23 protein-coding genes and 1 pseudogene are annotated in these 24,705 nt (G+C 43.1%); 12 read left to right on the top strand and 12 right to left on the bottom strand.

Features of this window, described 5'->3' with window-relative positions:
* Nucleotides 1-17: 17 nt before the first annotated feature.
* The 3 genes and pseudogenes from DWX57_RS11235 to DWX57_RS11225 all read right to left on the bottom strand — a co-directional run bounded on the left by DWX57_RS11235 (nt 18) and on the right by DWX57_RS11225 (nt 2,573).
* The gene (locus tag DWX57_RS11235; RefSeq protein WP_118018180.1) at nt 18-533 is read right to left on the bottom strand and encodes an immunoglobulin-like domain-containing protein; all 516 of its coding nucleotides are present in this window, start codon (nt 531-533) and stop codon (nt 18-20) included.
* Between the two features lie 56 nt (nt 534-589).
* Nucleotides 590-1,912: a HAMP domain-containing sensor histidine kinase gene (locus tag DWX57_RS11230; RefSeq protein ID WP_117875051.1), complete on the bottom strand. Its 1,323-nt coding sequence runs from the start codon at nt 1,910-1,912 to the stop codon at nt 590-592.
* Nucleotides 1,900-2,573 (bottom strand): annotated as a pseudogene (locus DWX57_RS11225) (response regulator transcription factor). Before DWX57_RS11225 ends, DWX57_RS11230 begins: the two are co-directional and overlap by 13 nt.
* A 221-nt stretch (nt 2,574-2,794) precedes the next feature.
* Between DWX57_RS11225 and DWX57_RS11220 the strand changes: the two are divergent.
* From DWX57_RS11220 to DWX57_RS11210, 3 genes are all read left to right on the top strand, one after another.
* Complete coding sequence (locus DWX57_RS11220; protein WP_022215893.1) at nt 2,795-3,154, top strand: helix-turn-helix transcriptional regulator; 360 nt, start codon at nt 2,795-2,797, stop codon at nt 3,152-3,154.
* A gap of 208 nt (nt 3,155-3,362) precedes the next feature.
* Nucleotides 3,363-3,707 (top strand): hypothetical protein, encoded by a 345-nt coding sequence (locus DWX57_RS11215; protein ID WP_117549303.1) that lies wholly within the window; start codon nt 3,363-3,365, stop codon nt 3,705-3,707.
* A gap of 41 nt (nt 3,708-3,748) precedes the next feature.
* On the top strand, nt 3,749-5,125 hold the full coding sequence (locus DWX57_RS11210; RefSeq protein WP_120124252.1) for an ABC transporter permease: 1,377 nt from the start codon (nt 3,749-3,751) through the stop codon (nt 5,123-5,125).
* A gap of 198 nt (nt 5,126-5,323) precedes the next feature.
* Here DWX57_RS11210 and typA read toward each other — a convergent pair whose 3' ends face one another.
* The 3 genes from typA to DWX57_RS11195 all read right to left on the bottom strand — a co-directional run bounded on the left by typA (nt 5,324) and on the right by DWX57_RS11195 (nt 9,111).
* A complete protein-coding gene (gene typA / locus DWX57_RS11205) occupies nt 5,324-7,150 on the bottom strand; it encodes a translational GTPase TypA (protein WP_022215896.1) in 1,827 nt (608 codons plus the stop codon).
* A 130-nt stretch (nt 7,151-7,280) separates the two neighbouring features.
* Nucleotides 7,281-8,165 carry an Hsp33 family molecular chaperone HslO gene (hslO, locus tag DWX57_RS11200; protein ID WP_015533929.1) on the bottom strand — a complete coding sequence of 295 codons (885 nt, stop codon included), beginning with the start codon at nt 8,163-8,165 and terminating at the stop codon, nt 7,281-7,283.
* Nucleotides 8,166-8,307: 142 nt separating this feature from the next.
* Nucleotides 8,308-9,111, bottom strand: a complete 804-nt coding sequence (locus DWX57_RS11195; RefSeq protein ID WP_118018172.1) for a class I SAM-dependent DNA methyltransferase — start codon at nt 9,109-9,111, stop codon at nt 8,308-8,310.
* A 191-nt stretch (nt 9,112-9,302) separates the two neighbouring features.
* Between DWX57_RS11195 and DWX57_RS11190 the strand changes: the two genes are divergently transcribed.
* Both DWX57_RS11190 and leuS read left to right on the top strand, forming a co-directional pair.
* On the top strand, nt 9,303-9,803 hold the full coding sequence (locus tag DWX57_RS11190; protein ID WP_055273312.1) for an NUDIX hydrolase: 501 nt from the start codon (nt 9,303-9,305) through the stop codon (nt 9,801-9,803).
* 133 nt (nt 9,804-9,936) lie between these two features.
* Entirely contained in the window at nt 9,937-12,354 is a 2,418-nt protein-coding gene (leuS, locus tag DWX57_RS11185) for a leucine--tRNA ligase (protein WP_055146959.1), read from the top strand.
* Between the two features lie 79 nt (nt 12,355-12,433).
* Here leuS and DWX57_RS11180 read toward each other — a convergent pair whose 3' ends face one another.
* The 4 genes from DWX57_RS11180 to DWX57_RS11165 form a co-directional block, all read right to left on the bottom strand.
* Nucleotides 12,434-12,775 (bottom strand): helix-turn-helix domain-containing protein, encoded by a 342-nt coding sequence (locus DWX57_RS11180; RefSeq protein WP_165852798.1) that lies wholly within the window; start codon nt 12,773-12,775, stop codon nt 12,434-12,436.
* A gap of 164 nt (nt 12,776-12,939) precedes the next feature.
* The gene (locus tag DWX57_RS11175; protein ID WP_015533925.1) at nt 12,940-13,194 is read right to left on the bottom strand and encodes a hypothetical protein; all 255 of its coding nucleotides are present in this window, start codon (nt 13,192-13,194) and stop codon (nt 12,940-12,942) included.
* Nucleotides 13,195-13,196: 2 nt separating this feature from the next.
* On the bottom strand, nt 13,197-13,679 hold the full coding sequence (locus DWX57_RS11170) for a hypothetical protein (protein WP_055146954.1): 483 nt from the start codon (nt 13,677-13,679) through the stop codon (nt 13,197-13,199).
* Nucleotides 13,680-13,846: 167 nt separating this feature from the next.
* Nucleotides 13,847-14,134 (bottom strand): chorion class high-cysteine HCB protein 13, encoded by a 288-nt coding sequence (locus DWX57_RS11165; protein WP_117549292.1) that lies wholly within the window; start codon nt 14,132-14,134, stop codon nt 13,847-13,849.
* Nucleotides 14,135-14,414: 280 nt separating this feature from the next.
* Here DWX57_RS11165 and DWX57_RS11160 point away from each other — a divergent pair, with 280 nt between their 5' ends.
* Genes DWX57_RS11160 through DWX57_RS11150 form a run of 3 tightly spaced genes read left to right on the top strand, consistent with a single transcriptional unit; the run spans nt 14,415 to nt 17,183 of the window.
* Nucleotides 14,415-15,362, top strand: coding sequence for a hypothetical protein (locus tag DWX57_RS11160; protein ID WP_207666522.1), 948 nt, complete (start codon nt 14,415-14,417; stop codon nt 15,360-15,362).
* Nucleotides 15,363-16,238, top strand: coding sequence for a TPM domain-containing protein (locus DWX57_RS11155; protein ID WP_117875037.1), 876 nt, complete (start codon nt 15,363-15,365; stop codon nt 16,236-16,238).
* A 30-nt stretch (nt 16,239-16,268) separates the two neighbouring features.
* The gene (locus DWX57_RS11150) at nt 16,269-17,183 is read left to right on the top strand and encodes a hypothetical protein (protein ID WP_133300886.1); all 915 of its coding nucleotides are present in this window, start codon (nt 16,269-16,271) and stop codon (nt 17,181-17,183) included.
* A gap of 71 nt (nt 17,184-17,254) precedes the next feature.
* Here DWX57_RS11150 and DWX57_RS11145 read toward each other — a convergent pair whose 3' ends face one another.
* Nucleotides 17,255-17,935 carry a hypothetical protein gene (locus DWX57_RS11145; RefSeq protein ID WP_117549285.1) on the bottom strand — a complete coding sequence of 227 codons (681 nt, stop codon included), beginning with the start codon at nt 17,933-17,935 and terminating at the stop codon, nt 17,255-17,257.
* Between the two features lie 172 nt (nt 17,936-18,107).
* On the opposite strand from DWX57_RS11145, the gene DWX57_RS11140 reads away from it, so the two are divergent.
* From DWX57_RS11140 to hisS, 4 genes are all read left to right on the top strand, one after another.
* On the top strand, nt 18,108-18,377 hold the full coding sequence (locus DWX57_RS11140) for a hypothetical protein (protein WP_117549283.1): 270 nt from the start codon (nt 18,108-18,110) through the stop codon (nt 18,375-18,377).
* Nucleotides 18,378-18,407: 30 nt separating this feature from the next.
* Nucleotides 18,408-20,186 carry a MutS-related protein gene (locus DWX57_RS11135; protein WP_117549281.1) on the top strand — a complete coding sequence of 593 codons (1,779 nt, stop codon included), beginning with the start codon at nt 18,408-18,410 and terminating at the stop codon, nt 20,184-20,186.
* 229 nt (nt 20,187-20,415) lie between these two features.
* Nucleotides 20,416-22,473, top strand: a complete 2,058-nt coding sequence (locus tag DWX57_RS11130; protein WP_117549279.1) for a hypothetical protein — start codon at nt 20,416-20,418, stop codon at nt 22,471-22,473.
* A 161-nt stretch (nt 22,474-22,634) separates the two neighbouring features.
* Nucleotides 22,635-23,900, top strand: a complete 1,266-nt coding sequence (gene hisS / locus DWX57_RS11125) for a histidine--tRNA ligase (RefSeq protein WP_117549277.1) — start codon at nt 22,635-22,637, stop codon at nt 23,898-23,900.
* Between the two features lie 140 nt (nt 23,901-24,040).
* On the opposite strand, the gene DWX57_RS11120 is transcribed toward hisS, so the two are convergent.
* Nucleotides 24,041-24,547 (bottom strand): YqeG family HAD IIIA-type phosphatase, encoded by a 507-nt coding sequence (locus tag DWX57_RS11120; protein ID WP_015533916.1) that lies wholly within the window; start codon nt 24,545-24,547, stop codon nt 24,041-24,043.
* Between the last annotated feature and the right edge of the window lie 158 nt (nt 24,548-24,705).

The following is a 24,705-nucleotide window of genomic DNA, read 5'->3' as shown; positions in this document are numbered from 1 at the left end:
TATGAAGTAGAGAATTTTTACCTTATCGTAAATTCGCAAGATAAATTATATGTATCGTAATCCCAATCTCTTTCACTTTCAAAGAACGCAAATTGTTTAATCAAACGATAGTGTCCAGCAGGCAATTCTCCATAAAAGCTTTTAACATCAATTTCTAATGTTAATCGTTCGTTAGGATTAATAAAACAATCCTTTTCATTGCTCTTTGAGGGGTCATCAAGCTGTTTAAGTTGATACCAAGTGCCGGATTGTTCAGCTTCTATTTCAAAATAATTTGGTGAATATCGGTATTCTTTATCAGAAGTATTTTCTATTAGAAATGAAAGGTGCTTCAAATCTAAATCCTTTTCTGTACTCATTGAAATCTTCAAATCACCCAAAGTGTCAAGTGCTTCTTCACTTCCATAAGGAGAAACCTCATATTCTTCGGAATAATCTTGTACTACATGGTTATCACTGTCCTTTGCTTGACTGCACCCAACAATACACACCAATAACGATAAGTTTAGAAACATACATATTATTTTTTTCATTTGTCCTTATCTCCTTTCTTTTAAATTTATAATAGCAATAAAATGTCTATTTTCAATCAACTTTCATTGCAATTTATTTTTACTGTAACACATGCTCCCCCTGCTTCGTTATTAGCAATTTGGATATTTCCGCCATGTCTTTCACTTAAAATCTTACTAATATTCAGCCCTAATCCCAAATGTTCAGTAGATATATCTTTCGATGATTTATAAAATGGTAATGTCGCTTTTTCAATATCAATATTTTTAAACCCGCAACCATCATCTGAAACAGATATAACTAAATTATTATTCTCTATTACTGCGCTAATAGCAATATCACTTTTTGCGTATCTAATACTATTAGAGAGTAAATTTTCATAAATCTGCATGACTGTATTTAAATTGATAAACAAGGTTATATTATCACCGCTTGTAGTAATTGAAAAATGTTTGTCATAACAAAGTGCTTCTGCTGTGTTATTAAAATTATCAATAAGTGCATGAAATGTAATCTGTTGCCGTGGAATATCAATATCCTCTAACCTATATAAGTTCGTCATAGCATTTACATATTTTTCAAGACGTGAAACATTTTTTGACATTACTGATATTTCATCTAATATTTCTTCTTGTGATACTAAGCCTTTGGGAATAAAGGAAAGCAGCATAGTAGCATGACCCTTTAGTAAAGTCAAAGGAGTGCGTAAGTCATGTGAAAAAGCAGCGTTTAGACGGCGCTGTTCAGCAAATTGTCGAAACATAGTTTCATTATTTTTCGCCAAACAGTCTTTCATTTTTTCAAAGGCATGACAGAGTTTTCCCATTTCATCATTTAATGGATATGATAACGTAAAATCTAAGTCATTTGCTTCAATTTTATGATACGCATTAGTTAATAGCTTAATAGGTTTCGATATTTTTTTTTTATAAAAAAATGTTACACAACATATCATATTAATAGATAATACGATAGGAATAATTGCAACATTTAATGAACCTAAAACACTGTCAATAAGCCTATCCCGGTTTGTAAAATTAGGTGAAACTTCGATATATGAAACATGGTTCGGATAGACATATTCGTGTACTGGGCGTTCTTTTTGATAATCAACATTGAACTTGCATATCTCGTTTCCTTTCGTATCAAATATTGTGTATTTTGTTTGGTCATTACTATAAGCGGCGGTAAATGAACCATTTTCCGGTATATCATACCTTGTTGACATATTTTCATACTTATAGTTCAAATTTATTCTGTATTTGTCAACCATTGAAATTAAAAGTATACAAATAATTATTCCAATCAACAACGAAAACAAAGCATAAAGAACAAAGGACATCCTAATACTCATGCTATTTAACCGATTGAACCATCTGCTTCTCTTTAATTTTTCCATTTATATCCGCACCCCCAAACAGTTTCAATGTAAGGTCTATCGCTTAAAGATAAAAATTTTGCCCTAATACGTCTGATATGTTCTGTAACAACTGTATTATCACCAATGCCGTCTAATCCCCAAACTTTTTCATAAATAGTTTCCCGGTCAAAAACAATTCCTTTGTTTTGTGAAAGGAAAGATATTATATCAAATTCCTTTTTGGTAAAAGCCATATCCTTATTATGATAAAACACAATACGTGAGGAATAATCTATAACCATATCTTCATCAAATTGCACCTTTGAAGATGTATTGTGTCTTTTTTCTCTGCGAAGATGTGCTGCAATGCGAGCTTCTAATTCATCAACAGAAAATGGTTTTATTACATAGTCGTCTGCGCCAATAGAAAATCCTTTTATTTTATCACTATCTTCAATGCGTGCTGTTAAAAAAATTATAGGGCATGAAACATAATCCCGTATTCTTTCACAAACAGTAAATCCATCAATATCTGGCATATTAACGTCTAACAAAATAATGTCAGGTTTTTTTCTACTTCTTTTAATGCAGCATTTCCTGCTGTTGCAGTATATACCGTATATCCAAGTTTGCTGAAATAGCAATACAGCATTGATACAATTTCTTTTTCATCGTCTACAATTAAAATACTCTGCGCCATAAATATGCCTCCATTGTGAATATCTGATTTAAGATTATCAAACAAAAATCTATTTCTAATCAATTTCTTTAATTTTCGATGTCATTAGATATTATATATGGCAATATGAGTTGTAGCAACCTTACTCTGCATGTTTTATGCTCTATTGCCATCAATACTATGATATGTGTAATCATATCTCAAAGAAAAGAGGAACAGTAAAATGTAATAGGGTGAAAAATATGAAGCAGGATAAAGTGAAGTATGATTTTAAGGCTTTCGGGCAAGCCATTAAAGCAGCAAGAAAAGCAAAGGGAATATCACGCAATCAGTTAGCCGACACACTGAATATTGCGCCCAGGTATATCGCGTCCATTGAAAACAGCGGGCAGCACCCAAGTTTACAGATTTTATATGAGCTTGTAACCCTGCTTGACGTATCAGTAGACCAGTTCTTTTTCCCGGAACGGGAACAAGAGAAGTCCACACGCCGCCGTCAGCTCGATACCATGCTTGACACAATGAGCGAAACAGACTTAAAAATCATGTCTGCTACTGCAAAAGGCATAGAGGAAGCCAACAATGACAGGACGGGGGAATAAAGTTCCCTCGTTTTTGTCTGCATAAAGTGAATGAAGCGCCGCAGAATTGCGGCGTTTTTCTTTTGCGCTTTTTGGCATACTGGGAGTTCCGTTGTAGTGATAAGTGAGGAAAAAACTTTCTTAGCAAGCATAGGAAAAGAGTACCCTTTTCCGTATTTTCGCCATGCCGTCCTGCGGTGCGTCGGTTGAAAATTGCTTGTTGGGAAGTATGGAGGAGATTGAGACGTATATAGGCAATATAGAGTCTGGAAAGAGCGGAAGTATAGATATCCTCACGAATGCCGTGGCGACGACTGCTGCGAGCGGTGATATGTCAAAGGTGATAGTTACATATGAGGACAAAGAGGGGAATGAGACGACGATTGAGGGGAATTTCAAGGCGACTGTGGAATCTCCGGTGTATGACAATGTAGAGAAGATAAAGGACAGCACAAAAAGCAGTGGTAAAAAGGTGTTATATGGTGTAATTGCTGTGGTTATAGTGATAGCTCTGTTATGTATATGTGCAATAAGAAAGCACAGGAGAAAAAAGGAGATTCTTGATGAATTTTAGATTCCGGTCACGGGGAGAGAGTTTATAAGGAGATAGATTGTATGGGGTGGATATGGCATTTGTGTCTTATGAATATGAAGAGAAGAAAGATCAGAACATTTCTCACCGTTCTCGGCGTGATGATAGGTGTTATATCGGTTGTAGCACTTCTGGCTGTGGGAATCGGAGTCAAGAACGAGATGATAGATTCTGCGGTTGCAAGTGGAAGTGTCAACCAGATAACGATATACAGTGAGACCAGAAGTAAGCATAAGGATCGAATGATAACGGACAGAACGATATCTACATTGACAGATCTTGCAAATGTGGATGGTTGTTATCCTCTGTATGAGGTTCCTGTGAGTATGAAGTATGGGGAGTATGAATACTTTGGCAATCTTGTGGGTGTGCCGGGAAATGAGCTTGATGGCTGGAGTCTGGCCTATGGGGAAAACAGCAATTCTTCACATGGGACACCTGAACTGATCTCGGGCAGCAGTGTGGGCAAAATGTTCTTCAATCAAAAGATATTTGACAGTTACGAGAAGAGAGAGAATAAGAGTATTGCGTCCCTTGTCGGAAAGAGATTTGACACGACCGTCGGATGGAGCGGTGAAAGTGACAGGATATTCAAACTGAAGCTCGCCGGGGTTTTATCTGATGGAGATACGGATAACAGCTCTGACAATGCTTCTGCTGACACTTCTTATGACAGCGCAGTTCAGGATGAAGAGTCTGACGAATCGCTGGACATCTCTGACAGCTACAGCGAGAAGTCTCAGACGATATACTGTGATATGGATTCACTGAAAAGCCTGCTCAGAAAGGTCAGCGCCGATGGCAAGCTGTACGGTCAGCCGGTGGATGGCAATGGCAACAGCTACCGTGAATTTGTCTACACATCAGCGGTGGTGATCGTAGATGATATAAATAACGTCGATGCGATGGTAAAAAAGCTTCAGGACATGGGGTATCAGACAGAGAATTCCAAGGAATATCTGGACACGATACAGAAGTACCTCAAGATGATACAGCTTCTTCTCGGCGGAATCGGAATGATAGCACTTATTGTGGCTGTCATAGGAATAAGCAACACCATGACGACCTCTGTATTCGACCGGGTAAACGAGATCGGTATATTGAAGGTCCTCGGCTGCGACATAGACGAGCTCAGACTTCTGTTCCTCATGGAGGCCGCAGTGATAGGACTTGTCGGAGGCGTCCTCGGAGTATTATCCTCCTACGGAGTGAGAATAGTGGTGAATAAAGCCGCCGTCTCCATGTTCAACCTTGCAAAAGAAACCCAGATAGCCATGATCCCATGGTGGCTTGCACTGACCGGAGTCCTCGGCTCCGTGATCCTCGGAGTGGCAGCAGGCTATTTCCCAGCAAGATGGGCCTCAAAACTAAGACCAATAGACGCCGTGACAAGGAGGTAAAAGGTCACAAAATTATCGCAAACATAAAGAAAAAGCCAGAAAGATACAAAAAACAGAAAAGCCCTATAAGAAAGTAAATTAGCTCGTACCCTGTAAGGGTGTGGGCCATCGTTAGTTCAGAAAGTCGAGTGTGATGGATCCACATCCTTACAGAGTACGGGCTTCACTATCTCAAAGGACTTTTCGTCCGTTTTCGTCCTACTTCCTGTTGGCTCTGTAGCGGAGAGTATGGTCAAGAATCTTCTTACGGATTCTGAATGACTTTGGTGTGATCTCCAGAAGCTCATCAGTGTCGATGAAGTCAAGAGCCTGCTCAAGACTCATCACCTTTGGAGGTGAAAGCTTGAGAGCATCATCTGATCCTGAAGAACGTGTGTTGGTAAGCTGCTTCTTCTTGCAGACATTGACCTCCATGTCCTCAGCACGAGGATTCTCACCTACAACCATACCGGCGTAAACCTGCTCACCAGGTCCGATGAACAGTGTTCCACGCTCCTGTGCGTTGAAAAGACCATATGTGATCGAAGTACCTGACTCGAATGCGATGAGTGATCCCTTTGAACGGTAGCTCATGTCACCCTTGTATGGAAGATACTCGTCAAATGTTGTGTTGATGATACCTGTACCCTTGGTAGCTGTCATGAAGTCACCACGGAATCCGATAAGTCCACGGGATGGAACAGAGAACTCAAGTCTTGTGGTTCCATTTCCTGTAGGAGCCATTCCCTGAAGCTCCCCCTTTCTCTGGTTCAGCATGTTGATGATAGTACCTGCAAATTCGTCAGGAACATCTATATAAGCGATCTCAAATGGCTCAAGCTTATGTCCGAGCTCATCTTCCTTGTAGATAACCTCAGCCTTACTTACTGCAAATTCATAACCTTCACGTCTCATGTTCTCGATGAGGACTGACAGGTGAAGCTCACCACGGCCTGAAACCTTGAAAGCCTCAGTTGTGTCAGTCTCCTCAACTCGGAGGCTGACATCTGTGTTCAGCTCTCTGAAAAGTCTCTCACGAAGATGTCTTGATGTTACGAACTTACCTTCCTTGCCTGCGAGAGGAGAGTCATTTACCATGAATGTCATGGCGATGGTTGGCTCAGAAATCTTCTGGAAAGGAATTGGGTCAGGATTCTCAGGGGAGCAGAGAGTATCACCTATCTGTACATCTGCAATGCCTGAAACAGCAACGATAGAACCTATCTGTGCTTCCTTAACCTCTATCTTGTTAAGACCCTCATACTCGAAAAGCTTTCCGATACGAACCCTCTCGAGCTTGTCCGGGTCATGCTCATTTACTATGACAAGATCCTCATTTACCTTGAGGACACCATTGTCGACCTTGCCGACACCGATACGTCCAACGTACTCGTTGTAGTCGATTGTGCTGACAAGCATCTGTACACCTGCCTCAGGATCGCCTGTAGGAGCAGGAATGTAATCAATTATAGTGTCGAACAGAGGCTTCATGTCTGTGCCTGGCTCGGATGAGTCAAGTGTTGCATAACCGGACTTGGCAGAAGCAAATACAAATGGGCAGTCAAGCTGATCCTCATTTGCATCGAGCTCGATGAGGAGCTCAAGAACTTCGTCAACTACCTCGTCAGGACGTGCCTCAGGACGATCACATTTATTTACACATACGATAACTGCAAGATTAAGCTCAAGGGCCTTCTTCAGAACGAACTTGGTCTGTGGCATAGGACCCTCAAATGCATCAACAACGAGGATTACTCCGTTTACCATCTTAAGAACTCGCTCAACCTCACCGCCGAAGTCTGCATGACCCGGAGTATCAATGATGTTGATTTTGGTGCTTCCATATGTTACGGCAGTATTCTTGGAGAGGATAGTGATTCCTCTTTCACGCTCGATATCGTTGGAATCCATGACACGCTCAGCGACCTCCTGATTGTCACGGAACACACCGCTCTGCTTTAAGAGCTCGTCTACAAGTGTTGTTTTACCGTGGTCAACGTGGGCGATGATAGCCACATTTCTGATATCATCTCTTGTTATCTTCATAATATTCACTCTTTCTTTCAAAATTAGTCTATTTTACAACGCTTAACATTCTAGCATAGTGAAAAAACCAATGCAATAATTATAATGTACAAAAATGTTGTAAAAATGAGGGCAAATGGCGGAAAAATGATTATTTTGCAGCCGCTTTGAGCAGCATCTCCTTAAGTTCGTCAGGTGAGAACTTGTAATGAGAATTGCAGAACTGGCAGTTGACCTCTATAGGCTCGCCCTCCTCGAGAAGGCTTGCAATCTCTTTTTTGCCAAGGCTGAGTACCGCATTGTAATATCTCTCCTTGCTGCAGTTGCAGTGCCACTCGGTAGGCAACTCATCGGTCACTACAACGTCATAGCCTTCAAATACATCCTTGATGATGTCAAGAGGAGTCTTGCCCGCATCGAGGAGACTGGTGATAGAAGAGAACTCGTTAAGTCTCTTCTCAAGAACGTCTATGAGTTCGTCCGATGCAAATGGCATGAGCTGGATGATGAAGCCGCCTGCCTGTTTGACGGTGTTGTCCTTCTCCATGAGAACACCAAGGGCAACAGATGTAGGAATCTGCTCAGATGTCGCAAAGTAATAAGTAAGATCTTCGGCGATCTCACCGGACACGAGCTGTGTCTGACCGACATAAGGCTCCTTGAGACCGATATCCTTGATAACTGAAAGTACACCAAGATCAAGAGCCTTTGCTACATCGAGCTTGCCCTTATCATTTGCATGAAGGATAACGTTTGGATTGTTGACATATCCCTTGACTCTTGAATGTGCGTCTGCAGTTACGGTAAGTCCTCCGATCGGTCCGTTGCACTGAATCTGAAGTGTGAGTACGTCGGACTCGTTCTTGCACTGTGCTCCCATAAGTGCTCCTGCTGTGAGCAGTCTTCCAAGTGCGGCTGTAGCCACAGGGCTTGTGTTGTGGATAGATCTTGCAGTCTCCACGATATCTCTTGTTGTTCCGGCGAAGAATCTTACCTGATTGTTCGCCGCCATACCTCTTATTATATGATCGCTCATGTTGTATACCTCGCTATTCTATGTTGATTAGTTTTGTTACATTTTGAAATCTGTCCGGTTATCTCTATATATAATCGCATTATAATAATGATATATTGGACAATCTTCACCATTTTATATTATGAATGGTGATAAGACAAGCCTATTCATAGTGTTTGTTATCCTGGTGTGTCTCCCTTGCAACCACGTATACCCTTTCACTGGAATCTGTGGCTGGCTGCCATGTAAATGCATCGTACATGGCGACGAGCTCCATGCCTGAGTCAGCAACGCATTTCCTCATGTCATCAAGGGTCAGGCCTCGCTGATAATGGAATTCCTGATACTTCCTGTATAGAGGACACTCATCATCCGGCTCAATGCCTGATTCTGGGTATTCTGGGAGAAACAGGCTGAGAGCCAGCTCATTTATATCGGTTTCCGTATCGTAGTAGTTATCCCAGATAAAGCTCACGTCGTCCCTGTCCTCGGCTATGGTGCTGTCGGCAACCACATCCTTGAAATAGTGGCGGGTCTTGAAGTCGCAGATAAATATGCCTTTTGATTCGAGATAGTTATTTGCCAGCCTGAATACGTGGGTTATGTCGGCAAGCTCCGTGAGATAGTTGATGCTGTCGCACACGCACACGATGGCATTCACCGTGCCGAAGAGCTCAAACTCCCTCATGTCCTGCATGAGATATAAGATGGATTCATGTCCTGTATCCAGCTTTTTCTCATTTGCCACCTCAAGCATCTCATATGAATTGTCGATACCGATCATGTCGTATCCGGCATCCGCAAGCCTTTCCGTTATCTCTCCGGTGCCACATCCAAGCTCACATATGAGCCCTTCGTCCACTCCGTATTTTCTCAAAACTTCTATTATATATGTGCACCAGTCATCATATGGAATGTTGTCCATCAGTTCATCATAGACACTGGCAAATACCTCATAAGCGTTCATGCTTCCTCCTTCAGCCTGCGCTGGTCAAATCTCTTGATAACAGTTTGAATTGTACCACAGCTTAAGTTTTATAGTAAACTGCAATAAATAATTATGCATAAAATTCGAATGATTGTTGAAAAAACTTAAAATAGCATTTATTATGTTACTGGGCAGAACAAATATAAAAATCAGAAAGAGGACAAGCAGAGATGGAATACTGGGATATTTACGATGTGAACAAGCAACCTACAGGGCGCACTATGAAGAGAAATGACTGGAATATGCAGCCGGGGGATTATCACCTCACAGTGCTCGGTGTGCTCCAGAACAGAGAGGGAAAGTATCTGATAACCAAGCGTGTCATGACAAAGGCGTGGGCAGCAGGCTGGTGGGAGGTATCCGGCGGCGGAGTGCAGGCAGGAGAGTCATCCATAGAGGCTGTCAGACGAGAGGTGATAGAAGAGACAGGCATAGACGTAAGTGATTTCGATGGAGGCTTGCAGTTTACATATAGGAGAGATAACCCGGATGAGAAGGACAACTACTTTGTGGATGTCTATAAGTTTACTGGAGATTTTTCGGAAATAGATATCAGGCCTCAGGAGGCGGAGACCGATGGTTTTAAACTGGCAACGCTGGATGAGATAAAAGAATATGCAGAGCAGGGAATCTTCCTTCATTATGACAGTATCAAGAAAGTGTTTGAATAAGCTGGGCTGCTTATACCAAAAAACAGTTTGAAAAACACAGCATATATGCTAATATAGTTAAGATTAGAGAGGAATCGGGCGAAAAAGCGTTATAAAGCCTGAAAAGATAAATTTCAAGGAGGCATTTTCAAAAATGGCTGAGACATACAACCACAAAGTCGTTGAAGGAAAGTGGCAGAAGGTCTGGGATGACAACAAGGCATTTGCTGCTACAGATGATTATTCAAAACCAAAGTATTATGCGTTAGTTGAGTTTCCATACCCATCAGGTCAGGGACTCCATGTAGGTCACCCAAGACCATACACAGCGCTGGATATAGTAGCAAGAAAGAGAAGAATGCAGGGCTACAACGTTCTGTATCCAATGGGCTGGGATGCATTTGGTCTCCCTACAGAGAACTATGCGATCAAGAACAAGATCCATCCAAAGGAAGTAACCAAGACCAATGTTGCAAGATTCAAGAAACAGCTACACTCACTTGGATACTCATTCGATTGGGACAGAGAGATCAACACAACTGATCCTGAATATTACAAGTGGACACAGTGGATATTCCTCAAACTCTTCAAGGCTGGTCTCGCATACAAGAAGGAGATGCCTATCAACTGGTGTACATCATGTAAGGTTGGTCTTGCAAATGAGGAGGTTGTCAACGGCGTATGTGAGCGTTGTGGCAGCGAGGTTGTCCGCAAGGTTAAGTCTGAGTGGATGCTCAAGATCACAGATTACGCAGACAAGCTCATTGAAGGACTTGACGGCGTGGATTACATCGAGCGTGTAAAGGTTTCACAGAAGAACTGGATCGGACGTTCAACAGGAGCTGAGGTAGATTTCTCAGTAAAGGGCAAAGAGGACAAGCTCCGCATATATACAACAAGATGCGATACATTATTCGGAGTAACATACATGGTTGTTTCACCAGAGCATCCAATCCTTGACAAGTACAAGGACGAGATCGGCAACTGGTCAGACATCGAGGCATACCGTGAGCAGGCAGCGAAGAAGAGCGACTTTGAGCGTTCAGAGCTTGCAAAGGATAAGACTGGTGTATGCATAGACGGACTCACAGCCATCAACCCTGTAAATGGCAAGGAGATCCCTATATACGTATCAGACTATGTACTCATGAGCTACGGAACAGGTGCTATCATGGCGGTTCCTGCACATGATGACAGAGACTGGGAATTTGCAAAGAAGTTCGGACTTCCACTCATCCAGGTTGTTGCAAAGGATGGCGAGGAAGTAGATATAAATGAGGCTGCATTTACAGACGTGGCAACAGGAGTGCTCATCAACTCAGATTTCCTCAACGGCCTTGAGGTAAAGGATGCAAAGGAGAAGATGATAAAGTTCCTGGAGGAGAAGGGTATCGGTCAGGCAAAGACAAACTACAAGCTCCGTGACTGGGTATTCTCACGTCAGAGATACTGGGGCGAGCCAATTCCTATCGTTCACTGCGATAAGTGTGGTTATGTACCTATCGACGAGAGCCAGCTTCCGTTGCTTCTTCCAGAGGTAGACAGCTACATGCCGACAGACAACGGCGAGTCACCACTTGCAGCTATGACAGACTGGGTAAACACCACATGTCCATGCTGTGGCGGCCCTGCAAAGAGAGAGACGGATACTATGCCACAGTGGGCTGGATCATCATGGTATTTCCTCAGATATACAGATCCTCACAACACAGAGGCTCTTGCAAGCAAGGAGGCACTCAAGTACTGGCTTCCTGTTGACTGGTACAACGGAGGAATGGAGCATACAACACTCCACCTTCTGTATTCAAGATTCTGGCACAAGTTCCTGTACGATCAGGGCGTAGTTCCTACACCAGAGCCATACCAGAAGAGAACATCACATGGTATGATCCTCGGTGAGAACGGCGAGAAGATGAGTAAGTCAAGAGGCAACGTTGTAAATCCTGACGACATCGTAGATGTATATGGTGCAGATACACTTCGTACCTACGAGATGTTCATCGGAGCATTTGACCTTGCAGCTTCATGGTCAGAGGATGGTGTCAAGGGATGTAGAAGATTCCTCGACAGAGTATGGAAGCTTCAGGACAGTGTGACAGACGAGAAGGGCTACTCCAAGGATATGGAGACCAAGATGCACCAGGTTATCAAGAAGGTTTCAAATGACTTCGAGAACCTGAAGTACAACACAGCTATCGCAGCCATGATGGCACTTCTCAACGACTTCTACAAGAAGGGAAGCGTTACAGCAGATGAGTTCAAGACACTGCTCATCCTGTTAAACCCTGTTGCACCTCATATCACAGAGGAGCTGTGGTCAGTAAAGAACTATGGCGGATATGTATATCAGCAGACATGGCCAGAGTTCGATGAGGCAAAGACAGTAGAGTCAACAGTAGAGATCGCTGTACAGATCAACGGTAAGACTAAGGCAACACTTGCGATCGGCAAGGAGGATCCAAAGGATGAGGTTATCGCAAAGGCTAAGGAAGTGATCGCCGACAAGCTCACAGGTAACGTTATCAAGGAGATCTATGTTCCTGGACGTATTGTGAATATTGTTATGAAATAAAAAACTATAAACATGAGAAAGCCACATGGAGAAAAATCCATGTGGCTTTCTTGATGTTAAATATATATCGGATTATCATTTATTTCAGATAAAGCAGCAGATTCTTGAGTGCGCTGTATGCACTGTCACGTTTGTACAGCGGTATCGATTCCACCAGTCTGTCAAGATCGTCATGAGTGATATAATCCTTGTTCTCGGGGGTGGTGGCCGGTTCCTTTCCGAACACCAGAAAATCCAGTGGCGCATCAAGAACAGTTGCGATATTGGCAAGAGTATATATACTCATACTTTTGTATCCATGTTCCAGCTCATACACATAATGAGGAGACACTTTTATTTTCTCGGCAAGCTGTTCCTGAGTAAGATTATGAGCCTTTCTCACATTTCTTATCCGCAATCCCAAGTCAAAGATATCTATCACAATAACCTCCATCTTGCTGAAACAATATCTATCAGCTACATTTTATGCAAATAGTATCTGCCAATAACGGTATCGTCAGCCAGAAACTATCAGGTACAAAAATGTGAAACTATAGCTAATAGCTACAAAAATGAAATTGTGTTACATTCAGTGAAATGCATTTTTTACAGCATGGACTTTATCATATTTATCTTTTGTTTTTCCTGTGGAGACATGCCTTCGCTCAGAACATCCAGAACGATCTCGGACTCGGATCTGCTGAAGGAGAGATCCCTTTTTTGCAGTTCTTTGTTGATCTCCATTAGCTGGGGGAGCATCTGCTCCGGAGTCATGGTGGACTGGGAGTTGGATAATCTGAGAAGAATTTCCCTTTTTAGCGGATGCATGTTTTTTAGTCTTGGGTCATTTTGAAGATTCATGTTTAATATCCCTCCATATCATATTTTTCAAACAGGTCTTTGACGGAGCTGTATATATCCTGGGATGACTGGGATTCAGTGTTGTCGTAGTTTTCTTCGCCCTCGGTTTCAGAGGCAGTTCTGCTTTGATAGTGCCGGTACAGAGAATCCGTGGATTGCTGTGTGTTCATGGCTTCCATGGTCTTCATCATATCCATGGCTTTTTTCATGCTGGCAAACTGGTTCCTGATATCGGGAAATCCACACCCGGCAAGGGATGACAGTATATCATCCTGATTGTTTATATCTTTGTGGAGTCCACAGGAGTTTACATAATTTGTATCGCGCAGAGCATTCAATATGGTCTGAAGTTCCATGATCTTTATGTACATTGCCAGAGGAGCTTTCATACGGTCATCCACAAATGGGAGAATGGCCTCCATCATGAACAGGCGGTCATCTTTTATTAAGTTGTCCAGTGGATGATGGAAGTTGCCATTAAACATATGAAGCTCCGTTTCATGCAGTGATCACTTGGTAAGACAGCTATACTATATTCTATTGATTTTCAGTAAAAAAATACCAGCAGAATTGCTCCTGCTGGCCACTTTTTGCGGATATCGGACAGTCATTCTGCCCGATATCCCGTTTATAGATCGTGGTGAGTCCGCTTTTAGCAGCAGCCGCAATCATTGCCACCGCAGCCGCCGCAGCCACATCCGTTGTTATTGCCACAGCCACCGCAGCAGAATAAGAGAAGGATGATCCAGATGCAGCTGTTGTCATTGCCACAACCGCCATTAAAACCGAAACCATCGCCGCCGCAGCCGCCACAGCAGAGGAGAAGGATGATGATCAGAGTGCAACTGTTGCATCCGCAGGAACCTCCGCAAGAAAGTCCATTTCTGCCGCCACAGCCACAACCGCCACAGGCACACTGTGTTGCCGATAAATCACTCATGGTAAGCCTCCATTATTTTGTTCATGGTTTAACATATTCGCATGAACATGATGTGTTACACATTTGTTCAAAAAATATTTTGTTTCATGTAAGATATCTAAAATGTGTTATAAAGCTGCCTTAAGGCATCCAATTCGATGTTCTAAAAACAGACTTACTATGCTATAATAAGCGCAAGTACGCTGAGAGATAGCGTAGGAAGTTTGGAAGGAAAAACGATAAAAAAGGACAGGGGGAAGATAACTTGCTGTATCGTTGTGTAAATTGTGGGGGTAACGTAGTGTACGATCCTGCAAAGAAAAAGATGGTGTGCCTCAGTTGCGGAGGGAGCGACTGTCAGGAGCTGGTTCCGTCACAGGAGCCTGTAATATGTATAAACTGTGGTTCGCAGATACCTTACACTGAGTATCAGTCTGCGGGAAGATGTCCTTCATGTGGAACATATCTGCTCAGGGATGACAAAGTAAATTATCCGTATGGGGCTGATGTGATACTTCCATTTAAGATATCAAAGCATGAGGCTGAGGAGAAGCTGAGGAATGAATTTGGTAAAAAGCTATTTATACCGGGAACATTCCTCTCACAGAAGACGCTTGAGGCGCTTAAGGGAGTGTATGTCCCATTTTGGATGTACGATTATGATTCGGATGTGGCTTATGAGGCCATAGGAACAAAGATCAGATCATGGACGTCTGGGGACAAGAGATATACAGAGACTTCATATTTTGATGTCGGAAGAAGACTGCATGTGAATTATGAGGGCATACCGGTTGATGCATCTATAGCCATGGAGGATGGAATCATGGATCTCATGGAGCCGTACAACTACAAAGAGCTCATGCAGCATGACAACAAGTACCTCTCGGGATTCGATGCGGAGACTTACAATATGCCGCCGAATGAGGTGGAGCCGAGGGCTCAGGCAAAGGCAGAGAAGGCAAACAGAGATTGGGTGAGAAGCACCACAACCGGATATTCATCACTTACAAATGAGAGATTCAGGAACAACAACAGACTCACGGGAACAAAGTTCGGACTCATGCCGGTGTGGGTATATGAGTACCGTTTCCAGGGCAAAAACTATAAGTTCTATGTCAACGGACAGACTGGAAAATGTGTCGGAACAGAGCCGAAGAGCATGAGTAAGGCAGTTGGACTTACCGCACTTTTGTTTGGCGCAGCATTTGTATTGCTTGATGGCTTGTCTATGTTATTGGGGGTGTTGTAAATGAATGCAGTAAAGAAATTTATCGTGGCAATGCTCGTGGTACTTGGACTTGGAATAGTGTTCTTTATAGGATACTTTGTGAAATCAAATGCCAATCTCAAGCATGACGCCAGAAATAATACAGAATGTAAGACAAATGAGAGAGTGTTTGACTATGCAGATAAGCTGTCTGATTCGGAGGAGGAGACTCTCCGCGGGGAGATAGCAGAACTGGAAGATAAAGTGGGTATGGACTTTGTTGTCGTTACCATGGATCAGTACACAGATCTGTCAGAATATGATGCCGATGCAGTTTCATATGACATAGAGTCTAACACAAAGGATATAGCAGAGAAGATCTGTGATTATTACAGATTCGGCTGGGAAGAGTGGCCTGCAGGAACATATCTTGACGGCAGGGATGCCAGCACAAGCGTAGTTATAGTTGCCAACTGGCAGGAGAACGATGGATATGTTTATCTGTGCACAGCCGGCAAGGCGAAGAAGAGAATAAGTGATTCCAAGGCGACATCCATAACGGAATACGGTGGAAAGATACTCAGATCGGATACTCTTGGAGCATTTGAGAGAATGATGTCAAGAACAGAGACGGCTATGAAGAGCAGCACAGGAGGATTAAAGTTCCTGTCACCATTTATATGCTTCCTTGTATCTCTGGGAGCAGCCATCGCATTCTGCATCGTGAATCTGTCGAAGAAAGCAGGAAAAGATACCACAACAGCTTCTACATACAGCGATGGAAATGCCAAGGAGCTTGACAGAAGAGATATATTTATACGTAAGGAAGTAACCAGCGTGACTATCCAGAGCAGCTCAGGAGGTTCTGGTGGATCAGGCGGTGGCGGTGGTCATGGCGGTGGCGGAAGCCATTTCTAAAAATCTGACCGTACGCGGGAAAGACATATTATGAAGAACAGGAAGTTTGAAAGTTATATTCTAAAAAACAGAATACCCGGGATCATTCTATCACTGATCATGGTGGGATGCATGATCATCATGGCGTGGCATTTCAGTCTGCCGGACAGGATAAGGAGCAGGACATACAGGAGCATAGCTGATATAGAGTCCAGAGCGAATCCAAACGACAGGGATGTGACGATAACCGTGGATCGGGCGGATTATATCGGATACGATTATTTTGTGGACTCCGAGAGACAGGGCAGATATTACTACTGTCAGCAGGATGGCAGGTATGCCATCCTGCTAATCAGGAGCAATGAGGATGTACTGCTGAATTATACGCTGAGAGGCAGAGTGGTCTCGGCGGAGGATGTGTATACATCTATAGTTGACGGACTTGCACAGGACATGGGAATACCATCAAAGCAGCTTGAGAGTAAGGTATACCCACTCATAATAAGTGAGGTGGATTTCCCGAGAATTTATTATAATATGATGCTGCTGGTTCTTGTGTTGACCGTTTTGTGGGCTTTATATAATATAGTCAGATGTATATACGGTGTGTGCTGTCCATGGAAGGTGTCAGGAATGCAGGTCGTATCGGGCGGAAAGGCAGACAGGAATACTGTCAGGGATATAGATGAACAGCTCAGATACAATCTCTACTATGATCAGGATGGCATAGCCATAACAGACAAATATCTGGTATATCACGGAACCTGGCACACGGATGTGGTGGAACTCAGCACCATAGAGACGTTCAAGAAGCTCAGAACATCGGCGAATATAGGGCCGGCAGACAAAAAGATATACAAACTACTCATGGTGGATGTGGACGGTGTGACATATGAGCAGGACTTCAAGACGGAGGCTGCCATAGATGAAGCATTGTCATATCTGAGAGATTCAGGGAAAAAATAAAACAGTATATGCGGTTCGTTATCAAACGGATCGCATATACTGTTTTTGTTTTGCCTATTATACTGTGCAGACTATACGTCAAGCTTGTCCTGATCGGAGAGCACTGATGGATCCTCAGATACATCTGAAAGTCCCATGTACTCATCGCCGATTACCTCTGAGGTCTCGGCGTCAGCGGCATTTGCAACGGCGCCGGTTGCCTCGGCGAGAACATCCTCAGCCTCAGCTACGGTCTCGGTTACGGCCTTTGCGGTTGTCTCATCCGGAATATCCGCTGTGGCTTCCGGGGTTACAGCATCCTCGGTTGCGGCTTCTTCGGATGTGGTTTCTTCTGCGCCGGTGGTGTCTTCGTGAAGTGTGAAATATTCACGGTCGCCATCTTCGGTGGAAGCAGCTTTTTCCTTAACCTTGTCCTTGAGCTTGTCATATGTGTCGGATACTGTATTCTTTGCTTTCTGGACTGTCTCGGAATCTTTTACTTTATTGTAGGTATCCTTGATCGTATCCTTTGCCTTCTGGACTGTCTCAGAGTCCTTTACCTTGTGGTATGTTTCAGAGTCCTTGATCTTTTTGACTGTCTCGGAGTCCTTTACTTTGTGGTAAGTATCTGTAGCTGTGGCTTTTGCCTTCTTTACAGTATCATTGTTCTCAACTGTCTGGTAAGCTTTCGTTGTCTTGATCTTGTCTTTGAATAAGTAGCAGACACTTCCTGCAGCGGCAAGAGTGAGCGCCATTTTTGTCAATTTGTTCATGATAAAAATCTCCTTCCCATAGAATATAACCTGTCCATTTATTTTAATATGTATTCGTGTCAAATGCAATAAGTGTGGTGGATTGATTCACAGGAATTAATATTTGCGAATGATATACCGTGTATGATATATTCATCTATAATGGAATGGATATATGGAGGTAAAATGGAACATGAATAATAGTGGACAGGATTACAACAAAGAAGAACAGGCGATAAAGGCACTTCAGAAGAACTATTTTCTATGTGCGGCACTCACACTGGCAGTGGGAGTTGGCATGCTCGCATTTACATCGTATAAGGTGATCGGAATAATATGCATCGTGTTGTGTGTGGTATTTGGGGTAATGGGTATCGTGCTCGTTGTCAAGCCGGACATGATAGATGTATCAGAGAACGGTGTGATGTCATATAAGAAGAAGGACAAGCCGGACAAAAAGTAAATATATTGTTTTTTATGAAAGGACGATAACATGAACGAATACAAGGACGAAAGGGACATTTTGGAGAAGGACATCAAGGCGCTTGAGGGGAAGTCTGCAACGTATTCAGGGGTTAGATTTGTGATGTTCCTTGCAGCTCTGGCAGGGCTGATAATAGGCATATATGACAACAGAGTGACAGTGCTGATCCTGGGAATAATGGCCGCTGTGGCATTTGTCGCAATGGTGTTTATCCATGGAAAGCTCAGTGAGGAGCTGGAATATAAGAAAGCCAAGTCGGAGGTGCTCAGGAGGTATATTGAGAGATTTGGCGACGGCTGGAAGAAGTTTGAGGATAACGGTGCGCAGTATCTCGGCGATGACGATCTGGTTGCAAGGGATATGGACCTTCTTGGACAGAGCTCTCTGTATCAGTTTATCTGTGTTGCGGGAACCGAGGAGGGAAAAAGGGCTCTCGCCGAGAGTATACGCGATCCGAAATACGATATAGCAGACATAGAGAAGCGCCAGGAGGCGATAAAAGAGCTCACTTCAAAGAGAGAGTTCTCGATGGATTTTGAGACCCTCGGCGTGAAGACCGGTATGGGCAAAAAGAAGAAATATACCGCGGATGAATTTGTGGCATACTGCAATGGCGATGACCATATACCTGCGGTGTTCAACATATTGAGATTTTTACTGCCGGCGATAACACTGGTGGCATTTATACTTGGAATAATGGGTGAGATAAACATAGGCTGGACGCTTGTCTCATTCTTTGTTGTGCTTTTGTTCTCCTGGCTTTTTGGCGGAGTTGCGGGTCAGGCTGTCATGCCGATGATCTCATTTGGCTATGTGATAGAGGACTATATAAGAATGTTCGAGCTGATCTCCGGGGAGAATTTCGACAGTGAACTTTTAAATGACATCAAGTCGCATCTGTCAAATGACTCTGGTGCCCTGGCGGCTATAAGAAAACTGAGGACGATAAGTGCTGCGTTCAATATCAGATACAATCCTATAGTTCATCAGATACTGTGTGGACTTATAATGTGGGACTTCCACATAGGCAGGATGATGGACAAATGGAAACAGAAGAATGGACAGAGCGTTGAGGGCTGGATAAAGGCTGTCTCTGATATGGAGGAACTCATGTCATTTGCTGTCCTTTCAAGAACGAGGGAAGTGAGCTATCCACAGGTCGGCGCAAATGCCAGAGTGCATGTCACCGCCAGGGATATGAGACATCCTCTGATAAGCCCTGATACAGTCGTGGCAAATGACGCGGACTTCAAGGGCGGTGCCACGATAATAACCGGAAGTAATATGTCTGGAAAGACGACTTTCCTCAGAACACTGGGTATAAATTTGGTGCTTGCATATGCGGGCGCTCCAGTGTGTGCGGGCTATATGGAGGCTGACAGGATGAAGATATTCACATCCATGAGGGTGACCGATGATGTCAGCAATGGAATATCAACGTTCTATGCAGAGATACTCAGGATAAAGACGATGGTTGAGTACAGAAAAGAGAATAGACCTATGCTCTGTCTTATAGATGAGATATTCAAGGGAACAAATTCTGCTGACAGAATAGTGGGAGCAACACAGGTCATCAGAAAGCTTGCGGGAGCGGGTTCAATGACACTGGTATCGACACACGATTTTGAGCTGTGTGATCTCAAGGCGGAGGACGGAACACCTGCTGCGAACTATCATTTCGAGGAATATTACGAGGGAGACCAGTTGAAATTCGACTATAAGAAGAAGGATGGCAGGTGTACCACGACAAATGCCATGGCGATACTTCACATGGCAGGACTCGACTGATGATGAAATTTGGCATTATCTGGCATAACAGTAAAAATGCACAAAAAATGCGATTTTTTTAGTGCTATAATTTTTGGGTAATTATGCACAATGACAGTTATCAGTAATAACCAAAAACTTTGTTGAATGATTTTACCAAATATGTTATATTTGGAGTAGTGATTTGAGGGGAATAATACAAGAATATTCGTAAGCCAGACATACGAAAACAAAAGGAGGTAGACATATTATGTTACCAGCAAATATAGGACAGGCAGGGGATAACGCATTATCAATAGCGGCATCCAGTAATAAAGGAACACTTATTCGTTATCTGAATGATCAGGTTGAGGACGGATTCTATACATTGGTTATAGACAGCCTGAAGGATTCTAATTTTGATCTGTCGACCATGACAGTGGATGACGAGGTTCGTGCTCAGTGTACAAAGCTGTATGAGCTTGCAGAGTTTGTAGACTTCAATATAAAGGCGACCGGACACTATGCGATCGAAGAGTGGATAGAGCCTTTATTCAGATTTGTATATGGTGATATTGACCCTGCCGATATAGATGCGCCTGTATCAGCTACAGGTGTTTATCGTTACAGTGTATGGCTGCTGTATCTCTTACAGCTTGAGAAAATCCCGGAGTGCATGAGACTGATCGGGGATAAGATCGCTCCACTTCTCATCAACATTTCATACCAGATACTTGAGGATGATGACAGACCAAAGAACTTTGACAAGGCTCTGCTCGGATACCTGGATTTGATCAATGTGGTTATGGAGATGGATATCTCAGCCAAAGACATAGGATCTGATTCATATATCAACAACCTCGAGGTACTTTATGATTACGTCATTGAGGATGCACATGCACCTAACGATTACAAGATACAGTTATCTATCAACCTCTTCTCTATCTACATTGCGAACAAGCAGTATGAGAAGGCATTCCAGTTCTACGGACTGAACGCAGAGTACATACCTATAGATAACCTGTCAGTATACTCCAACTTCAAGGAGCTCATCAAGAATGTCACAAGCACAGAGGCAGCAAAGATCCTCAGCAGCAAGGTGGCTTCAGAGATCTCCAAGCAGGAGGTATACAACAAGAGGATCGATTCACTGCTGAATGAGACCTGCGCATTTACCAAGAAGGTATATCAGGCTATCGAGAATGAGCCGGAGGTCAAGAAGGTACTTCAGACACTTGGTTCAGGAGCACAGCTCAGCGGACGTCAGAACATTCCTGAGGGAGCATATGAGTACAACAAGCTCTTCATAGAGTGCGGAATCAAGGCATATGTTAACTCTGATATAACACAGAAGTCATACGAGGAGAAGTATGAGAGTCTGGAGATCCTCTCCAAGGCACTCAACGTACTGTTTGAGGGATACAGCCTGTATGAGGTATCAAATAAGATCGAGGATCAGTACATAGAGCTCACATGGTGCTGCAACTTCCTGAACGCTAACCCTTCAATGCTGAAGGCATTCTTCAGTGTAAAGGAGAAGGTAAAGGTATTTGATGTCAGAAAGAAGTCAATTGTTGAGAAGAACAACAAGAACAGAGAGGTTTACTCAATGCTTGACAACAGACAGAAGATCCTTCTGTTCATGGCTGCTGAGGATATGGTCGTTAACGGACTCAACAGTACCAAGAAGATGGTTCTTGCATCAAGCTACGATATCAACACAGCCAAGAAGTACCTGCACGATACATATGTCAGAACAGCCCTTCCTGAGAAGTATAAGGAGGACAATGAGCAGGGTGGCGGTGGTCTCTTCGGTAAGAAGCAGCAGGCTATGCCGGCTGATCTGGTATCACTGTGTAAGGTAGCTATTGTTGAGGAGATGCTGTGCAAGTCAGAGTACCTGTACCATCAGCACACTCTCAAGGGAATAGACAAGCCATCAAACGAGGAGATGACATACTCTGTAGCATGTCTGATCAAGTGTATCAACCATATGATCAACAAGAAGAGCAAGGCTGCTGCAGCTCCTAACAAGAAGGTCATCATAACCAAGACAGGTAAGGTTATAGAGCTCAACGATGAGTCAGGACAGGCACCGGAGAAGCAGGAGTCAGGAATCATCGAGGCTATAGACAATATAGTTGTCCAGCTCAAGGATAAGAGTGAGAGCAACGTCAAGTATGTAAAGGATTACATTGAGGATCTTATGAATACACTCATGAAGTACAACTGGGATATGAATGTACAGCTTGATGAATTCTCAGGTGAGGAACTCAGAAACAAGGCCTTCCTTGTTATCAAGAAGCTCAACTATGATCTTCTCAAGTAATCTGATATTACAGGACAATTAAAAATATCAATATATTATGTGAAAAGCACCGGAACAAACTACAAGTTTGTTCCGGTGTTCTTTTTAAGGGTGGAAAAATATAGTTGTATATGCTAGAATAGGTTGGATTTAATAAAGATGTAAGATCAGGAGGATTAGAAATGGCAAAATTCATCAAGACACCGGTAAAAGGTATGTGTGATCAGCTTCCGGCTGATATGAGGCTTAGAGAGCATGTGCTTTCAATGATCAAGACAAGTTATTCCAGATTTGGATTTACACAGATAGAGACTCCTGTTATGGAACATATAGAGAATCTTACAAGCAAGCAGGGTGGTGACAATGAGAAGCTTATCTTCAAGGTGATGAAGAGAGGCGCAGACCTTGCGAGAGCCATCGATGCAGGTAAGGGAGAGCTGGCAGACAGCGGACTCAGATATGATCTGACACTTCCACTCTCAAGATATTATGCGAACAACAAGGAACAGCTTCCAAGCCCGTTCAAGGCACTCCAGATCGGACCTGTATTCCGTGCGGATCAGCCCCAGAAGGGACGATTCAGAATGTTCACCCAGTGCGATATAGATATACTTGGTGACAATACAAACCTTGCGGAGATAGAGCTTGTGGCAGCCACATCCGATATGCTCTCAAGAATATTCTCTGAGGTGGGAATAACAGATTTTACTATCCACATCAACGACAGACAGATACTTCGTGGTGCTGCGAAGAATGCGGGATTTGCAGAGGAAGACATTGCTTCCATACTCATCAGCCTTGACAAGTATGACAAGATAGGTCTGGATGGCATAAGAGCAGAGCTCACAGAGAACGGATACGACGCAGAGATGGTGGACAAGTATCTTGAGATATACCAGAACCTTGGAGATATGAGCTGCGCTGAGTTCTGTAAGGACATAGACGCTGAGTGCCTTGATCCAAAGGTTATAACCAATATGGACGAGATCATATCAAGTGCAAAGACCATGGTTGCAGATGGCGTAAAGATCGTATTTGACCCTACTCTTGTGAGAGGTATGGGATATTACACAGGACCTATTTTTGAGGTTACAATAGATGACTACAACTTCTCCATCGCCGGCGGCGGAAGATATGACAAGATGGTTGGAAACTTCTGTGGACAGGATGTTCCTGCAACAGGATTTTCAATAGGTTTTGAGAGAATAATCACCATCCTCAAGGACAAGCTTGAGAATGGATACAAGATAGATTCTGACAACGTGGCTATCCTCATTCACAAGGATGTGACACTGGACAAGAAGCTTGAGATCTTCAAGGAGGCAAAGGAACTTCGCCAGGCAGGTAAGACAGTGACTATCCAGATGATGAGAAAGAACATGAAGCAGCAGATAAACATGCTGGAGTCAGAGGGATACACAGAGTTCAAGAAGGTGTACAACGACTAACATACGTTCTGTGGATCACACAGATGTGTAACATCATGACAGAACGTATATGTTACTGAGATATTTAATAAAAGGCTGTATTCACATATCAGACAGATATGCGAATACGGCCTTTTGTGTTGCGTTATGAATAACAGAAATTATCTTACCATGCCATGCTTTTTCCTGAAGTAGAAAATAAATGGTTTTTCAATGATCCTCTTGAGGGTGATCTGTATCTCCTCGTGGCTTGTGTCTATAGGCTTGACAAGGATAGTGTGTATGCCAAGGCTGGCACTTCCGATGATGTCAGTGTAGATCTGGTCGCCCACGGCAATCGTGTTGTCTATGTTGCAGCCTATCTCGTTCATGGCACGGATGTAGCCCTTTTTCGATGGTTTGCCGGCTTTGAATATGTAATTCACCTTCATCTTTTTGTTGAAAGCGGCAACCCTTGGCTCCTTGTTGTTGGATACCAGACATACCTTGAAGCCCATGGCCTTGAGCTGTTCCATGAGCTGGATCGCTCTGGATGTGGCCGGCTCATTATGTCTCACAAGAGTGTTGTCTATGTCGAACAGTATACCTCTGTATCCCATGTCGTAATACTTTTTGAAATCTATCTTGTATGTGGATGAATAGTATTCATCCGGCAAAAATCTGATCATAGATATCCTCCCAGTTTGTTGTCGATTCATTATACCACAGGTGGACAGACAGTTGTATAAACACTTAATAAAATAATAAAATACCATATCCCGTCACTTTTATGTTTTTAATTTGTGGCAAAACATGTATAATGAAAATGATTAAGTTCAGATATAAG

Source organism: Coprococcus sp. AF19-8AC, assembly GCF_003603115.1.
Classification (GTDB): domain Bacteria; phylum Bacillota; class Clostridia; order Lachnospirales; family Lachnospiraceae; genus Coprococcus; species Coprococcus aceti.
This window is presented reverse-complemented; position numbering and strand designations above follow the sequence as displayed.

What these genes read in the sequence shown, in the direction of transcription:
- typA (WP_022215896.1), bottom strand. Translation starts at nt 7,150, where the DNA reads ATGAAGATAACAAGAGATGATATCAGAAATGTGGCTATCATCGCCCAC.
- DWX57_RS11130 (WP_117549279.1), top strand. Translation starts at nt 20,416, where the DNA reads ATGTTACCAGCAAATATAGGACAGGCAGGGGATAACGCATTATCAATA.
- DWX57_RS11230 (WP_117875051.1), bottom strand. Translation starts at nt 1,912, where the DNA reads ATGGAAAAATTAAAGAGAAGCAGATGGTTCAATCGGTTAAATAGCATG.
- DWX57_RS11135 (WP_117549281.1), top strand. Translation starts at nt 18,408, where the DNA reads ATGAACGAATACAAGGACGAAAGGGACATTTTGGAGAAGGACATCAAG.
- DWX57_RS11155 (WP_117875037.1), top strand. Translation starts at nt 15,363, where the DNA reads ATGAATGCAGTAAAGAAATTTATCGTGGCAATGCTCGTGGTACTTGGA.
- DWX57_RS11215 (WP_117549303.1), top strand. Translation starts at nt 3,363, where the DNA reads ATGGAGGAGATTGAGACGTATATAGGCAATATAGAGTCTGGAAAGAGC.
- DWX57_RS11145 (WP_117549285.1), bottom strand. Translation starts at nt 17,935, where the DNA reads ATGAACAAATTGACAAAAATGGCGCTCACTCTTGCCGCTGCAGGAAGT.
- leuS (WP_055146959.1), top strand. Translation starts at nt 9,937, where the DNA reads ATGGCTGAGACATACAACCACAAAGTCGTTGAAGGAAAGTGGCAGAAG.
- DWX57_RS11120 (WP_015533916.1), bottom strand. Translation starts at nt 24,547, where the DNA reads ATGATCAGATTTTTGCCGGATGAATACTATTCATCCACATACAAGATA.
- DWX57_RS11165 (WP_117549292.1), bottom strand. Translation starts at nt 14,134, where the DNA reads ATGAGTGATTTATCGGCAACACAGTGTGCCTGTGGCGGTTGTGGCTGT.
- DWX57_RS11170 (WP_055146954.1), bottom strand. Translation starts at nt 13,679, where the DNA reads ATGTTTAATGGCAACTTCCATCATCCACTGGACAACTTAATAAAAGAT.
- hisS (WP_117549277.1), top strand. Translation starts at nt 22,635, where the DNA reads ATGGCAAAATTCATCAAGACACCGGTAAAAGGTATGTGTGATCAGCTT.
- DWX57_RS11235 (WP_118018180.1), bottom strand. Translation starts at nt 533, where the DNA reads ATGAAAAAAATAATATGTATGTTTCTAAACTTATCGTTATTGGTGTGT.
- DWX57_RS11190 (WP_055273312.1), top strand. Translation starts at nt 9,303, where the DNA reads ATGGAATACTGGGATATTTACGATGTGAACAAGCAACCTACAGGGCGC.
- DWX57_RS11150 (WP_133300886.1), top strand. Translation starts at nt 16,269, where the DNA reads ATGAAGAACAGGAAGTTTGAAAGTTATATTCTAAAAAACAGAATACCC.
- DWX57_RS11175 (WP_015533925.1), bottom strand. Translation starts at nt 13,194, where the DNA reads ATGAATCTTCAAAATGACCCAAGACTAAAAAACATGCATCCGCTAAAA.
- hslO (WP_015533929.1), bottom strand. Translation starts at nt 8,165, where the DNA reads ATGAGCGATCATATAATAAGAGGTATGGCGGCGAACAATCAGGTAAGA.
- DWX57_RS11220 (WP_022215893.1), top strand. Translation starts at nt 2,795, where the DNA reads ATGAAGCAGGATAAAGTGAAGTATGATTTTAAGGCTTTCGGGCAAGCC.
- DWX57_RS11195 (WP_118018172.1), bottom strand. Translation starts at nt 9,111, where the DNA reads ATGAACGCTTATGAGGTATTTGCCAGTGTCTATGATGAACTGATGGAC.
- DWX57_RS11210 (WP_120124252.1), top strand. Translation starts at nt 3,749, where the DNA reads ATGGGGTGGATATGGCATTTGTGTCTTATGAATATGAAGAGAAGAAAG.
- DWX57_RS11140 (WP_117549283.1), top strand. Translation starts at nt 18,108, where the DNA reads ATGAATAATAGTGGACAGGATTACAACAAAGAAGAACAGGCGATAAAG.